Raw genomic sequence first — 15,523 nt, 5'->3', positions numbered from 1 at the left:
ATGACTACGGAATTAACCTGTTTTACTGCCTATGATGTTCGGGGTCGGCTTGGTTCTCAGTTGGACACGGGTATTGCCTACCGGATTGGCCGGGCCTATGGTGAATATCTTAAACCGAGGCGAGTGGTTGTGGGCGGTGATATTCGTCAGACCTCCGAGAGTCTTAAGCTTGCCCTGGCAGAGGGGCTTATGGATGCAGGTGTTGATGTCCTCGATATTGGTCTTGTTGGCACAGAAGAAATTTATTTTGCCACCAAATATCTGGAATTTGATGGAGGTATAGAGGTTACTGCTTCCCATAATCCCATCGATTATAATGGTCTTAAGTTTGTCCGTGAGGAGAGTAGGCCTATCTCCGGAGACACGGGGCTCTTTGCCATAAAGGAGCTGGCAGAAAGGCAGCCATGGCAGGATCCCTCTCATGAGCAGGTTACCAAGGGCGTTTATTCTCAGGGATCAACCCTTGCCGCCTATGTGGATCATCTTCTCGGCTATATTGACCTGAGCCTCTTGCAACCAACAAAATTGGTGGTGAATTCGGGGAACGGGGTAGCCGGTCATGTGGTAGATGCCTTAGAGAAGATCTTTGAGGAGAGAGGGGTGCCGGTGCAGTTTGTTAAGGTCCACCACCAAGCAGATGGATCCTTTCCCAATGGCATTCCCAACCCCCTCTTGCCGGAGTGTCGTCAGGCTACCTCCTCCATGGTGAAGAGTACGGGGGCGACCATGGGTATTGCCTGGGATGGTGATTTTGATCGCTGTTTTCTCTTTGACGAAAATGGGAGCTTTGTTGATGGTTACTATGTCGTCGGTCTTCTTGCCGAGGCATTTTTGCAAAAGAGTGCAGGAGAGAAGATCATCTACGATCCCCGTCTCACCTGGAATACCGAAGAGGTTGTTGCCTCCTGTGGCGGTCAGGCTATTCTCTGTAAAACAGGGCATGCTTTTATCAAGGAGCGAATGCGACGGGAGGATGCTGTCTATGGGGGTGAAATGAGTGCGCATCACTATTTTCGTGACTTTGCCTACTGTGATAGCGGTATGATTCCTTGGCTTTTGGTTTTGGAGCTTCTCTCTGTGAAGAGGGTAAAGCTCTCCGAGATGGTGGCTGCCCGTATCGCTGCCTTTCCCTCATCGGGTGAGATTAACTCTAAACTTGCTCAGCCGAAGGAGTCCATTGAACGGGTTCTTGAGAGGTATAAGGGACAGGCTGTTGCCTCCGATTATACCGATGGTATCTCTCTCTCCTTTGCTGAGCCGATGGGGCAGTGGCGCTTTAGTCTGCGCAGTTCTAATACCGAACCTGTTGTTCGCCTTAATGTAGAGTCAAGGGGGGATAGGGCGCTTATGGAGTTGAAGACGGCAGAGGTTCTTGCCGTTTTACGAGAGGAGAGGGGCTAGCCCCTCCTAGGGCTCTCTTTTATTATCTGTTGAGAGCCACTTATGGCTGCTAGGTGTCTGCAGTGTCGGCGAGTTACTCACCGGCTCACCCAGTAGCCAGGACTCTTTTATTTTGTTGCTCTCTGTATTGGCCAGAAGACTGTAGGCCGTATAGTATTTAAAAATATTGCTGACGTACTGTACCGTCTCCCGGCCTATCTCTTTTGCTGCTGTTATTTCCACATTTTGAAACCATATATTGGCATTATATCCGCTCTTGGCGGCTTTTTTGCGAATTGCCGAAATTCTTGCCGGGCCGGCATTATATGAGGCAAAGGTAAAAAATGCCCGATCAAGGCTACTTATGTTTTCCGAAGCGGGGAAGTATCTATCGGCGATGAAACGCAGGTATTTTGTTCCTGCATGGATATTGGCGTCGATGGTGTGGATGTCTTTGATGTTTACGTACTTGCTCTGGGCCGTAGATGGCAGTATTTGCATGATTCCCACCGCACCCATGTTGCTCCTGGCGCTTTGATTGAGTCGTGACTCCTGATAGGCAAGGGCAATAAGGAGAAAATAGTCAAAATTGTACTCCTTGCCGTATTTTTTAAAGGTGGGGAGGAGCTTTTTGTAGGCCGTATCGTCCTGAAGGATATTGGCGATATAGTCCGTTTTTTTTAGGTATTTTCGAAAGAGCATATTGCCCGCCAGGGTGCCCTCTCTGTTTTTTCTGACAAATTCATTTATCTCTTTGTTGAGGAAGGGGTTATCCTTGCGGGTGGCCCAGGCAATTTCTCCGCCGCTACTGATCTTTATTCTATGCTGGACCCGTATAGAGGGAAAAATCTCTGCCCAGAAATCTGCTTTGTGCTGGTCGACAACGGTTTTTTCTATGATATTGGCATTGACCAGTTCCAAGATGTCCTCATCTTCAAGTCGATCATCTATGGACTCTATTTTGATCGGGGCCAATCTATAATCTGCGAGGATGAGGTTTGTTTTTCGTAGGCTTGTATAGTAACTGCTTGATTTTCTAACATAGATTGTGCTACCCGTCAGCTCGAAAACAGTCCTGTATTGGCGGCTAAGCTGGTTGGTGACCAGTAGTTCGTTGACCCCGGTGAGAAATGGCTTTGTGAAGTCTACCTTCTTGAGTCGTTCTGGGGTAATGGTGAGGTTGCCAGCCGCAACGTCGCCCTTGCCTGTCATCAGGCCTTCGAGCAGTTTTTTCCGTGGGGTGGGAATGAGGACGGCGTGGATCTTTATATGCTTGGTCTTTAGCTTTTTGTTGAGTGCCCTTTCAAAGGCCATGATTCGGTCGTAGATGAGCCCACGAGGCTGGGCTCCATCCAAAAAGAAAAATGTTTTGCTGTAGGGGACCAGGAAGCGGATGAAGCGTCTCTTTTCTATTTTTCCGGAATCACTAAAGAAATGTTCTGAAGCGAGGGGTCTGCTGGTGAGCTTGAGTGGCGGTGGAGTTTGGGCAAGGCCCGTCTGTCCAACAAGCAGTAGAGCCATAATGCAGCTCGCAAACGAAAAAATATGGGAGAGATATTTCATGAGCGCTGTGACTTATATTCTTGTTTTATCAGGATGATATCCTGATTTTGTTGTTGTGTTGGGCATAAGCATACATTTTTTTCCTAAAACGGTGCCGGGACTTGTCACCGAGTTACAACCCGTCTGACTATCGTCTCCCATTATAGCACCAAATTTCCTTAATCCGCTATCTATCTGTTTCTTATCGTGTAGGATATGGACGTTGCCGGGGAGAAAACGCAGGTTGGCAAGCTTTGTCCCCGCCCCGAGGTTGGTGTTGTTGCCGAGGATGGAGTCACCGAGATAGTTGAAGTGGCCTGCCTTCGCTCCATCAAGCATAATAGAGTGCTTTATTTCGGTGCTATGACCGAGTACACAGCCTGCTCCTGCCAGGCAATAGCCGCGGAGGTATGCCCCCTGGCGGATCTCACAGTAATCGCCGATTATTGTCGGAGACTTTATCATGGCTCCTGTCTCCACCAGAACTCCTTTGCCAAGGGATATCTGGTCACCTATCAGGCTTGCCCCGGCCATAATAAGACTTGCCCCTTCAAGTATCCGGCCATTATCCTTTATGATGAGTCCCTGCTTGCAGGCATCACCGAGAACAATCTCTTTACCCTGGGTGGAAATGAGCCTCTCCTCGTGCCAGATAAGTGGCTCGGGTAGGGGAAGGCCAGGCTTGAGAAGAGGATGGCTCATCTGTGGGTAGCGGTACTTATTCATATAGCTTTTGAGTCTGGTCAAGGCTGTCCAGACAGGTGCCTCGGCGGGGAAGAGGTTCTGGTGTTTAAAGAGTGTGAGGTTGAAAAAAGATGCGGGATGTAACATGAAATCTCCAAAGTTGACCTGTTTTTAACAGGTCGTGGTAGTTAAATTTTAGAACAGTAGAGCGGGATGCTCTTACTCTCAATGACTAAGCTCTTGATAGATTGAAGGAAAAATATTCCTTAGGCAGTATCCTTAAAAGAGGAAATAGCTGCAAGGTAAAATGACTTTTTGTTGTGAACTTGATATCCGCCTCCTTGACTTAGTTGTCTTCGATGTTTAAAATTTCGGGCGATTTTGTTTAAAATTGTTGGTATCCCTGGTAGGCCTTTTGTGGTTTTGATTATATCAGCTTTGTGATGATGAAGTTTTAAGAAAGAGACAAATTGTTCATGGAACAATTTTACGAGATAATGATTGATCCTCATGGGTTGATCCACCGCTTTTTTTAGGAGGTTGGAGTGGAATTTAATGATGCGCTAAGTATAAGCATGGATGATTTCTCTAGTAATGAAGATCTGGAGATCCCAGAAGTATTACCCATGATGGCGGTTCGGGATGTGGTCGTATTTAACTATATGATTCTTCCGCTTTTTGTTGGGCGTCCAAGCTCTGTTGAAGCGGTGAACGAGGCCATGAATACCAATAAGCTACTTATGCTTGTTACGCAAAAAGATGCGACCAAAGATAATCCTGGTAAGGACGATCTCTATAAAGTCGGTATGGTCTGTATGGTGATGCGTACCCTGAAATTGCCCGATGGGCGATTGAAGGTGTTGGTACAGGCTGTAAGCAAGGCTCGGGTTGCCGAGGTTGTCAAGGAAGAGCCGTTTTATCAGGCTAAGGTTGAGGTGCTTGAGGATATTGAGCTACCGGAGATCTCTGTTCAGGTAGAGGCTATGATGAGAAACGTGCGTGAGCAGACAGAGAAGATAATGTCTCTACGCGGGGTACTCTCGGCCGATCTGATGATGATTATTAATAATATAGAAGAGCCCGGTCGTCTGGCCGATCTTGTCGGTTCTAATCTGCGCCTGAAGGTCAGTGAGGGACAGGAAGTTCTGGAGGAGACAGATCAGGTAAAACGCCTGACCGTGGTGAATAAACTTCTTGCCCGTGAGCTTGCCGTTTCGACTGTTCAGGCAAAGATCCAGAATGAGGCAAAGGAGGAGATGACCCGTTCACAGCGAGAGTACTATCTTCGTGAACAGATTCATGCCCTACAAAAAGAACTTGGTGATCCGGATGAGCGTGGCCAGGAACTGGATGAGCTTGAAAAGAAGATTCGTAAGACCAAGATGTCCAAGGCCGTGCGTAAAGAGGCGAATAAACAGCTGAGTCGGATGGAGATGATGCATCCTGATTCTTCAGAGGCAACAGTTATTCGTACCTATATTGATTGGATCCTTGATGTACCCCTGGAAAAAAGCCACTAAGGATCTGCTTGATCTGAAGCACGCCAAAAAGGTGCTTGATGAAGATCACTATGGTCTGGATAAGGTAAAAGAACGTATTGTTGAGTATCTTGCCGTACGCAAGCTCAATAAAGATCTTAAGGGACCTATTCTCTGTTTTGTTGGCCCTCCAGGTGTTGGTAAGACATCTCTTGGTAAATCTGTAGCTCGGGCCATGGGAAGAAAATTTCATAGACTTTCCCTTGGTGGTATGCGGGATGAGGCCGAGATTCGTGGTCACCGTCGTACCTATATCGGGGCAATGCCCGGCCGAATTATTCAGGGCTTGAAAACTGTCGCAACCAATAATCCAGTTTTTATGATGGATGAAATTGATAAGGTTGGCTCTGATTATCGTGGCGATCCATCCTCTGCCCTGCTTGAGGTGCTTGATCCGGAACAGAACTCTGATTTCGTAGATAACTACCTGGATATCCCCATGGACCTGTCCCAGGTGATGTTTATCACTACGGCCAATATGACGGATACCATTCCCGGCCCTCTTCTTGATCGGATGGAGATAATTCGTCTTTCCGGCTACACCCTTGAAGAGAAGATAGCTATTGCCAGAAGATATCTACTGCCTCGGCAGGTAAGGCAAAATGGTTTGAAGGCAAGACATTTGCAAATGGATGATAAGGTCTTGGAGCATATTGTTAGTCACTATACCTATGAGGCTGGTCTGCGTAGTCTTGAACGTGAAATAGGCACCGTTTGTCGTAAGGTTGCCCGTAAGGTGGCCGAGGGCGGAAAGGGACCATATAATATTACTCTGAAAAATGTGTATAAATATCTGGGACCTCCGAAGTTGATTCCGGAGTCTGATCTTGAGCGTCTTGAAGAGCCTGGTTTGGTGACAGGGCTTGCCTGGACAGAATTTGGCGGTGAAATTCTCCAGATTGAAATCAACGTCATGCCAGGCAAGGGGAAGCTCTCTCTTACCGGTCAGCTTGGCGATGTCATGAAGGAGTCAGCTCAGGCGGCGCTTACCTACTGTCGAAGTCGTACCGAGGAGTTGGGGGTTGCTGCTGAATATTTTGATAAGATAGATCTGCATATTCATGTCCCGGCTGGTGCGATTCCTAAAGATGGTCCTTCTGCGGGTATCACCATGGCCACAGCGCTTTGGTCTGCCATAACTAAGACCAAGATTGTTTCGGCTCTGGCCATGACCGGTGAGGTGACCCTGCGTGGCCGAGTTTTGCCCATTGGTGGACTTAAGGAAAAGGCCATTGCAGCACTTCGTGCCGGTATCAATAAGGTAATCATCCCTGCTCAGAACGAAAAAGATCTTGTTGAGATACCTAAAAACATCCTGGATAAAATGCAGTTCTTTCCAGTAAAGCATATGGATGAGGTCATTGAGGTCGCCTTTGGGCGGACAAAGAAAAACAAGGCATTAAAAAAGTAACGTCCCATTATGAATGGTAAAATCCTTCGATATGGTATTGTGAAACGGGTCGTGCTTGGCGCGACCCTCTTTCTTTTTTTGGCAATTGGTATTTTTTTTGCCTGGTTGTACTCCTATCTGCAAACTCCCGCCCCTCCTATTTTGGACTCCCCCTCCCAAGTTGTGGTCAATATTCCGCGTGGAGCTTCTTTTCCCAGAATCCAGAAAATTCTTGCCGGGGCAGGGCTTGTCAACGATGATCTCCGTTTTGCCCTTATGGCCCGTTATCTTGGTCTTGCCCGTCAGGTCAAGGCGGGTGAGTTTGCCTTGCCCGTTGAACGTAGGCCCGTGGAGTTGCTTCGTCAATTGGTTGTAGCAAAGCCTGTTCAGCACAGTGTAACTGTACCTGAAGGGCTGAGGATAGAGGAGCTTGCCGCCATCTTTGCCGCTGATGATTGGTGTGATGCTGAGCGTTTTATCAGCCTGGCAAGAGACGAGGTATTTATCGCCTCTCTGGGGCTTGCCCCTTTGCCCTCTCTTGAGGGTTATCTTTATCCGGATACCTACTATCTTACCCGTAATATCCATGGGGCGGAGGCCATTATACCAATTCTTGTCCATCGCTTCTCCGTTGTTTGGCGCAGGCTTGTCGCAGGTCGTGAGGCGGCTGGCGAGTACAGCCGTTTACAGCTTGTCACTCTCGCCTCCCTCGTGGAGGAGGAGGCAAGGGTGGCTATGGAACAGCCCCGTATTGCAGGCGTTTTTTATAATCGGTTAAAAAGAGGTATTCGTTTGCAATCTGACCCGACGGTTCTCTACGGCCTTGATGAGCATCAGGGCCCGATTACCAGAACTGATCTGCGCCGCAAAACTCCCTATAATACCTACTCTATCCCAGGCCTTCCCCGGGGCCCTATCTGTAATCCCGGCGAAAAGGCCCTGCAGGCGGTACTGCAACCGGAGAAAAACAGCTATCTCTATTTTGTCTCCAATAACGATGGTACCCATGTCTTTTCGACCAACCTTCGAGATCATAATAGGGCTGTCTATAACTATCGGCGAAAACTCAAAAAAGAGAGAGATGGAGAAAAAACTGGTCAGATAGGGATCAATTGATTATTTGTGGTTTCTCTTTAAATGAGAGAGGTGCCGGTCTACCTTGAGTGCAGGTAAGGGGCTCTTGGTAAAAGGCATTTTCTGCAAACAGGGTTTTCCTGCTCCTTATTAAAAGGAGCCTGTTTAAGACCACTGGCAATAGATTAAATATGTTTTATTTGCTTGGATAAAGGGCGAATATGGAGAATAGCACGTGAAAATAGGACTTGTTCAATATAATCCGCTCATTGGTGACTTTGCCCATAACTGTAAAAAAATAGTTTCTTGGGCCACGAAGGCTCAGGAGGCAGGGTGCTCCCTTGTCGTTTTTCCTGAACTCGCCGTTTCTGGTTATCCGCCTCTTGATTTACTGGAACGATCTGTTTTTATTGAAGAACACCAGGCTGCCCTAGATCGTCTATTGGGAGAACTTCCAGGCATTGATGTTATGTTTGGCGCTGTGGAAAAACGTGAAGGTAAGGGGGGCAGAGCCCTCTATAATTCTGTCCTTGTGGCTCGGGAGGGGAGAGTCGTTTATCGAAGGCGAAAGCAGCTTCTGCCCACCTATGATGTTTTTGACGAGAGCCGTTATTTTGAGCCGGGTCGGGCAGAGGAAAGTGAAAAGTTTTATACCCTCGGGGGGACTACCTTTGGGGTAACCATCTGTGAAGACGTATGGCACGATGAGGTTGGTCACTACGCCCTCTCTCCGGTTTCGGGAATGGTTGAGAGTTGCCGGGAGAAGAACATTTCTCTTGCAGCTGTGATTAATATCTCTGCCTCCCCCTTTCAGCGTGGCAAAGAGGCCCAGCGTCGCCGGATTTTTGCCGAGTCTGCTCTAGCCCTGGGGGCGCCATTTCTGTACTGTAATCAGGTGGGGGGCCAGGATTCTCTTATCTTTGATGGGGGTAGCCTTGCCATTTCAGAAAGAGGTGAGGTCTTGGGAGAGGCCGCATCCTGTGCCGAAGACCTTTTGGTCTATGATACGGAGTCTCAGGAGTGTTCAGCGCCTCCTCGACCTCTGGCCAGCCCTGAGGAGAGTGTCTATCAGGCCCTGGTTCTCGGTGTGCGTGATTATATAAGAAAGTGCGGTTTCACCTCTGTGGTTCTGGGCCTTTCAGGCGGCATTGATTCAGCTCTTACCGCCGCCATTGCAGTTGACGCCCTCGGGGCAGAGAACGTTCAGGGTGTGGCCCTGCCTTCTCAGTATAGTTCCGGTGGATCCTATGATGATGCCCAGTCTCTGGCTGAGAATTTGGGCTGTGATTTTAAGATGATTCCTATAAAGGATCTTTTTTATGCCTTTGAATCAAGTCTTGCCCCGATATTTACGGGGCTGGAAGAGGATGTGACAGAACAGAATCTTCAGGCTAGAATTCGTGGCAACCTGCTTATGGCCCTGTCCAATAAATTTAATAAGTTGCTCCTGACCACGGGAAATAAGAGTGAAATGGCGGTGGGCTACTGCACCCTCTACGGTGATATGAACGGTGGACTTGCCGTTATCAGTGACGTGCCCAAGCAATTGGTCTATGCCCTCTCCCGTTATGTCAATCGTCATGGTGAGATAATCCCTGAGAATACTATTTCTAAGCCACCCTCTGCTGAGCTTAAACCAGACCAGTGTGATCAGGATGATCTGCCTGACTATGATGTTCTTGACCGGGTACTTGAACTTCATCTGGAGGATGGTTGTGGCTGTGAGGAAATTGTAGCCCATGGTTTTGACAGGCAGATGGTGCAAGATGTTCTGCGTCGCGTGCGTCTCAATGAGTATAAGCGTAAGCAGGCTGCCGTGGGCCTTAAGGTGACCAGCAAGGCCTTTGGCTATGGTCGTCGTTTTCCTAATGCACAGAATTTTAGAAATTAATATTGTTGCCCGGTTTTTTTTGTTTGCAGTCATTTTATAGGAGAGAGCTATCAGTATTGTAACAGGTAACCTGAGTGGTCTAAAGAAAAACCAGATAAAATTTCTTGAGAGTTTAGGCAAAAAGAAGGTTTCCCGTGATCAGATAATTTCAGCGGAGATGGCCCGTAGTCTTGGTCAGATCTCTGCTGAAATAAATCGGCAGATAGGTCTCCTCATTCATCGTTCCGGTAAATTGGAGATGATTATTGTGGGGACCCATAAGGCGATAATGATCCCGTCCCTTGCCCATCTACGTGGTGGTGGAGGTCGGCTCAAGGGGGTGCGTCTGGTGCATACTCATCTTCGCGGCGAGGAGATCAGTGATGAGGATCTGATGGATCTGCTCTTTCTTCGCCTTGATATGCTTTCTGTTTTGCAGGTTGCAAAAGATGGTCAGGTGCAGAGCCTCCACTCTGCCCATTTGCAACCGGCCCGGGACGGTGCGAGCAGTTGGACCTTTTTAGACCCCGTCCATCCCTCTCAGCAGAGAGGCTCGGTGGAGGATATTATTGCCGAGGTAGAGGCAGGTTTTTCTCGGGTGCGTAGCCTCTCTGTTGCCGATGATGGTGATCGGGCTATTTTGGTTAGTGTTACGGCTGAGGTTAAGATGCTTGCCGAGGAATCTTTAACCGAACTTGGTGAGCTTGCCCGCTCTGCCAATGTTAAGGTGCTTGATACGGTCCTTCAGCGAAGCAGAAAGGCAAATCCACGTTTCATTCTGGGTAAGGGTAAGCTTGCCGATATCATGATTCTGGCCCTGCAGCTCGATGCAAATCTGTTGGTCTTTAATCAGGATTTAAATCCCTCTCAGGTACGCTCTATTACTGATTTTACCGAGATGAGGGTCATTGATAGAACTCAGCTCATCCTTGATATTTTTGCCAGTCGGGCTCTCTCTCGAGAAGGAAAGTTGCAGGTAGAGATGGCTCAGCTTAAATATGCCTTACCTCGTCTCTCCTCCCGTGATGATGCCCTCTCTCGTTTGAGCGGTGGTATTGGTGCCCGTGGACCCGGGGAAACAAAGCTTGAACTTGATCGTCGTCGTATTAATGATCGCCTATCAGGGCTTGCCCGGGAACTGAAACATGTGGGTGAGGAACGTTATAGGAGGAGGGCCCAGCGTCGCAGGAGGGATGTTCCGGTTCTTTCCTTGGTGGGCTATACTAACGCCGGTAAATCCACCCTGCTTAATGTCTTGACGGGGAGTCATATTGTTGCAGAGGATAAACTCTTTGCCACCCTGGATCCGACCAGTCGTCGTTTACGATTTCCCACGGAGATGGAGGTGATCATCACCGATACCGTTGGCTTTATTCGTAACTTGCCGGCTGAGCTGATAAAGGCATTTATGGCGACCTTGGAAGAGCTTGAGGAGGCTGATCTGCTTATCCACGTTATTGATGTGTCAAATCCATGCTATAGGGATCATATAGAGGTGGTGGAGAGGCTACTCTCAGAACTGGATCTTGGCCATATTCCCTGCCTGAAGGTTTTTAATAAGATCGATCTGCTGGCTGATCCGGCAGTAGGTCTTCTGGAAGATTTAAGCGAGCAGGGGGTGTTGGTAAGCGCTCTCCAGCCTGAAACCCTGAAACCGTTTCTTGCCCGTGCTGAAAAGATGTTGGGACGAATTCTGGCTGAGAAGGATCTTTAGTTGCGAAGATAAAAGCCCAGCTCTTTTTCGTATGCCTGGTCTTGGATAAATTCACAACCGATTCTCTTGCCCTCTACGTTGCGGATGATGACATTTTTGCTTATTTTAGCCTCTTTTCGGTTATCGAGAACGAATTGAACCCGACCGTCTTGTTCGACCTGGATGCCATGATGGCCTCGGGCTCTAAAGCAGAGGCCTGTCTGGGAAATATTTATTATTTCAACGATGCCGCCGGAATGTGGCGCTCTTGCCTGGCTGTCGGTTTGGTGAGGGCTTGCCAGCGGTTTGAGTTGGTAGGTTCCGACAAAGTTTGTCTCTTTTCTTTGTCTTGTCCGATATTCAAGCTGTATCTTAAAGAGATGGCCACATGGACATCGTATTCCGATGTTATCTTTTTGTCCCTTAAACTTTTCAGCAGAGACAAGCCGGCTTTTAAAACATTTCGGGCAGACCACCTCCGTCTGCCCGTTTTCGTTTATATAGCAGGTTACAGTTATCTCGTTTGTCATGGTCTACCTGAATTTATGAATCTTATCCAACCTCTGCAAGGTGTTAAACACCGCTTCTTTCGCTAATAATATAGGATAGCATTGCCTCAGGTAAAGACAAAAAAAATCCCCTGGCCTATTCAGAGGAATAGGCCAGGGGATTAAGAGATCGAATTATTCTGATCTCTTATCAGGATCAATCGTAGATAAGGGTGCTGTACTTGGCGAGGATCTCTTCTGTCTCCGCATCGAGCTGATCGGCAACCTCATGTATTTGAAATTCAGCCTTGCATGAGATACAGCGCATTCGTACTCGGCGACAGCTACGATGCACTTCGAGCTTTTCACCACATTCTTTACATTTCATCTCTTCTTCCCTGTAAAAAAAATGTCTCGTAGCAATAAATCGCTTCGGCAATGAGACTAGTTTGCATGTTTTTTTAGCTATCCTCAAGTCAATTAAAGACCCCGGGGGCTTATTTACTGAGCAACTCTTCACGGGTAAAGATAGATTTCAGGGTGTAGCCCGCTTCGGCCAGTACGGCTGTGCCGCCTTCCTGTCTTTCAATAACGGTGGCGACAAGACCCACCTTAAAGCCGGCAGCTTCAACGCGGTCGATGACCTTGATCAGGGTGCCACCGGTGGTTACAACATCTTCGAGCAGGGCTACGGTGCAACCATCTGCCATGTTCTTAAGGCCTTCGATGTAATTTCCCGTTCCGTGGCCCTTGGCCTCTTTTCGTACGATAAAGGCTGGAATTGGTGCATCTTGGAGAAAGCTTGCAATGGAAACTGCAGTGACAAGTGGATCAGCCCCGAGGGTCATACCGCCTACTGCATCGATCTTGGTTTCATTCTCGGCAATGAGTTGAAAGAGGAGCTTTCCACAAAGAAGGGCACCTTCTGCGGAGAGGGTTGTCTGTTTGCCGTCGATATAAAAGTCTGAAGTTTTTCCTGAAGTAAGGGTGAAAGCGCCCTCTCGGTATGATTTTTCCAAGAGAATTTCTTTTAATCGTTGTCTATCTGTCATTTTTGTTGCCCCAAGGTCATTGTGTTAAATATATATGGCTAAATTTTGTGCGAGGATACTACTTTTTGCATAAGCTATCAAAAGAAAAAACTCGCCTTCAGTTTAAAATACATGGTATTAATATAAAGTTAAGCGGAAAAAATTTAATCTTACCTTGGGAGGATGTTTATATGTGTGGTATTGTTGGCTATTGTGGTCCTAAAAAAGTTGTGCCTGTTATTCTGGAAGGTTTGCGGCGTCTGGAGTATCGAGGTTATGATTCTGCCGGACTCGTCTACCTTCAGGATGGAAAAATAGTCAAGCATCGCGCTAACGGTAAACTATCTTGTCTGGAAGATGTTGTCGGCGATGATCTTGTCGCCCCCTCCCACCTCGGCCTAGGCCACACCCGCTGGGCAACCCACGGTGCTCCAACCATGGAGAATGCCCATCCTCATAGTGATTGTACGGGTGAGCTGGTTCTGGTTCATAATGGTATTATCGAAAACTATCACTCCCTGCGTGAGGAGCTTCGGGCCAAGGGGCATGTTTTTACCTCGGAGACTGATACCGAGGTCCTTGCCCATCTTATTGAGGAGTATCTTGAGCAAGATGCCCATGGGGTAGATGTCCTTGTTCGTGCTATCAAAGAGGCGCTCGCTCGGGTTGAAGGCTCCTATGCTCTAGGAGTTATGTGGGCCAAGGCGCCGGAAACCCTTATTGCCGTGCGTAATCAGAGCCCCCTTGTTCTCGGTATTGGAGAAGAAAAGGGCATGTTTTTGGCCTCGGATACCCCTGCTCTTCTTCCCTATACCAGAAAGGTAATCTTTCTTGATGATATGGAGATTGCGGTCCTTACCGCTGATGATTATCAAATAGCCTCTCTGGTGAGCGGTGAGCCCGTTGACAAGGAGATCACTTTTATTGACTGGAGTGCCTCCATGGCAGAGAAGGGTGGTTATAAGCACTTCATGTTGAAAGAGATATTTGAGCAACCACAGGCCATAACCAATACCGTTGCCGGTCGTATTAATCTTGAGTCGGGTAAGGCCAATTTGCCGAATCTGGGCTTTAGTGACGAGCAGCTAAGGGACATAGACAGGATTTTTCTGGTTGCCTGTGGCACCTCCTGGCATGCAGCTATGGTTGCAAAATATTGGCTGGAAAAATACGCAAAAATCCCCGTGCAGGTTGATATTGCCTCAGAATTTCGTTATCGCCATCTACTTATAGATGAGCGGGTGCTGACCATCTGTATCTCTCAGTCAGGTGAAACCGCCGACACCCTTGCCGGCATTCGTAGGGCAAAGAAGATGGGCTCTAAGATTCTCACCATCTGTAATGTTGTTGGCTCAACCATGACTCGGGAAGCCGATGGCGTCATCTATACCCATGCCGGCCCTGAAATTGGTGTGGCCTCCACCAAGGCCTTTACCGCTCAGCTCTCAGCTCTTCTCCTCTTCACTGTCTTTCTTGGTCAGAAACGTAAGCAGTTAAGTCTGGAAAAGAGCCTGCAACTGGGTAGAGCTCTGGTTGGTGTGGCCACCGTGATAGAGGAGATTCTGCCCAGCCTGCAGAAGAAGATAGCCTCGCTGATAGATGACTACTACGACAGTCGGGATTTTCTTTTTATCGGCCGTGGTCTCAGCTTTCCCATTGCCCTTGAAGGAGCCCTGAAGCTGAAAGAGATATCCTATATTCATGCCGAAGGTTATGCCTCGGGCGAGCTCAAGCATGGCCCCATTGCCCTTATTGATAGGGATATGCCCATACTTGCCCTGGTCCCAGATGATGATGTCTATCAGAAGAGTATCTCTAATGTTGAGGAGATAAAGGCACGTCAGGGCCGCCTTATCCTCATTGGTAGCGAGGGAGACAGTCAGCTGGCAAACATCAGCGATGATGTTATCTACCTGCCACGGGTGGACGATGATGTTAATCCCATTCTCTACACCATCCCCGCTCAGCTACTCTCCTATGAGATAGCAACGAGACGTGGTTGTGATGTGGATCAACCCCGTAACCTGGCTAAGTCGGTTACTGTTGAATAGCCGTTGATGATTGAAGAACAAAAAAGGGGGCAACTGAGAAATCAGTTGTCCCCTTTTTTTTATTTAAACTGCCCTGGCAGGGCTGATCGGGTCTTTGACTGGATGTAAGAGCTACAGGCTTGAAGTTATTAAACCTTTGTGATGATTATTGGCAGCTTATCAGTGTATGGTAACACCTTAGGTGTGTTATGTTTTTTCTTTTATTATAGATATATAATAAAAGAGCATCGAGCAAGGTGAGCAACTTCTATTTGTGCAACAAGCCGAGTTACACTGCTCAATATTGAGAAATAGATTGGAGATATTACGTGGATTTTAAAATAGTGAATGACTGCAGTGAGGTTGATTGGGAAATTGTATCAGAAACATTAAAAGCTGTAGGAATGGCATACCACTCACCAGACAAGCACAAACGTGCATTTGAGGCCAGCCATACCACAGTTTTTATATATTCTGAGAACAGGCTTATCGGTTTTGGAAGGGCTCTCTCTGATGGGGAATATCAAGCTGCTATTTATGACTGTGCTGTTTGGCCTGAGTACCAAGGACAAGGCATTGGCTCTTTAATCGTGCAAAACATATTAGAACAGATTCCGGGATGTAGTGTCATTCTTTATGCCTCGCCTGGGAAAGAGGGATTTTATCAAAAGCATCAATTTCGGAGGATGAAAACTGGCATGGCTCTTTTTACTGATAGTGCGGCCAAAACAAAAAGTGGATTTACAGAGTAAATATCGAAAAAACTGATCCACTCCTATTCTGCGATAGGTGGGATTGTTTCT

General features: G+C 47.7%; 11 protein-coding genes and 1 pseudogene. 7 read left to right on the top strand and 5 right to left on the bottom strand.

Annotated features, from left to right (window positions below; translation table 11 throughout):
* Positions 1-1,401, top strand: coding sequence for a phosphohexomutase domain-containing protein (locus tag DP_RS14810; protein ID WP_041278085.1), 1,401 nt, complete (start codon positions 1-3; stop codon positions 1,399-1,401).
* A 6-nt stretch (positions 1,402-1,407) separates the two neighbouring features.
* On the opposite strand, the gene DP_RS14805 is transcribed toward DP_RS14810, so the two are convergent.
* Both DP_RS14805 and DP_RS14800 read right to left on the bottom strand, forming a co-directional pair.
* Complete coding sequence (locus DP_RS14805; RefSeq protein WP_162096668.1) at positions 1,408-2,901, bottom strand: MltF family protein; 1,494 nt, start codon at positions 2,899-2,901, stop codon at positions 1,408-1,410.
* 54 nt (positions 2,902-2,955) lie between these two features.
* Entirely contained in the window at positions 2,956-3,753 is a 798-nt protein-coding gene (locus tag DP_RS14800) for an acyltransferase (protein ID WP_011190164.1), read from the bottom strand.
* A gap of 398 nt (positions 3,754-4,151) precedes the next feature.
* On the opposite strand from DP_RS14800, the pseudogene lon reads away from it, so the two are divergent.
* From lon to hflX, 4 genes and pseudogenes are all read left to right on the top strand, one after another.
* Positions 4,152-6,555: pseudogene (gene lon / locus DP_RS19395) on the top strand (endopeptidase La).
* Positions 6,556-6,564: 9 nt separating this feature from the next.
* On the top strand, positions 6,565-7,650 hold the full coding sequence (mltG, locus tag DP_RS14790; RefSeq protein WP_011190161.1) for an endolytic transglycosylase MltG: 1,086 nt from the start codon (positions 6,565-6,567) through the stop codon (positions 7,648-7,650).
* Between the two features lie 193 nt (positions 7,651-7,843).
* Positions 7,844-9,499, top strand: coding sequence for an NAD+ synthase (locus DP_RS14785; protein ID WP_011190160.1), 1,656 nt, complete (start codon positions 7,844-7,846; stop codon positions 9,497-9,499).
* A gap of 157 nt (positions 9,500-9,656) precedes the next feature.
* Entirely contained in the window at positions 9,657-11,192 is a 1,536-nt protein-coding gene (gene hflX, locus DP_RS14780) for a GTPase HflX (RefSeq protein WP_011190159.1), read from the top strand.
* On the opposite strand, the gene DP_RS14775 is transcribed toward hflX, so the two are convergent.
* The 3 genes from DP_RS14775 to pyrE form a co-directional block, all read right to left on the bottom strand.
* Positions 11,189-11,701 (bottom strand): PilZ domain-containing protein, encoded by a 513-nt coding sequence (locus DP_RS14775; protein WP_041278083.1) that lies wholly within the window; start codon positions 11,699-11,701, stop codon positions 11,189-11,191. The genes hflX and DP_RS14775 overlap by 4 nt on opposite strands.
* 175 nt (positions 11,702-11,876) lie before the next feature.
* The gene (locus DP_RS18265) at positions 11,877-12,047 is read right to left on the bottom strand and encodes a dual CXXC motif small (seleno)protein (RefSeq protein WP_173362833.1); all 171 of its coding nucleotides are present in this window, start codon (positions 12,045-12,047) and stop codon (positions 11,877-11,879) included.
* 109 nt (positions 12,048-12,156) lie between these two features.
* Positions 12,157-12,711, bottom strand: a complete 555-nt coding sequence (gene pyrE, locus DP_RS14770; RefSeq protein WP_011190157.1) for an orotate phosphoribosyltransferase — start codon at positions 12,709-12,711, stop codon at positions 12,157-12,159.
* Positions 12,712-12,881: 170 nt separating this feature from the next.
* Between pyrE and glmS the strand changes: the two genes are divergently transcribed.
* Positions 12,882-14,741, top strand: coding sequence for a glutamine--fructose-6-phosphate transaminase (isomerizing) (gene glmS / locus DP_RS14765; protein ID WP_041278082.1), 1,860 nt, complete (start codon positions 12,882-12,884; stop codon positions 14,739-14,741).
* 308 nt (positions 14,742-15,049) lie between these two features.
* The gene (locus DP_RS14760) at positions 15,050-15,472 is read left to right on the top strand and encodes a GNAT family N-acetyltransferase (protein ID WP_011190155.1); all 423 of its coding nucleotides are present in this window, start codon (positions 15,050-15,052) and stop codon (positions 15,470-15,472) included.
* Positions 15,473-15,523 lie beyond the last annotated feature (51 nt).

The sequence above is a fragment of the Desulfotalea psychrophila LSv54 genome (assembly GCF_000025945.1).
In the GTDB taxonomy this organism is placed as follows: domain Bacteria; phylum Desulfobacterota; class Desulfobulbia; order Desulfobulbales; family Desulfocapsaceae; genus Desulfotalea; species Desulfotalea psychrophila.
Note: the sequence above shows the minus strand (reverse complement) of the source record. Positions and strands in the feature narration are given on the sequence as shown.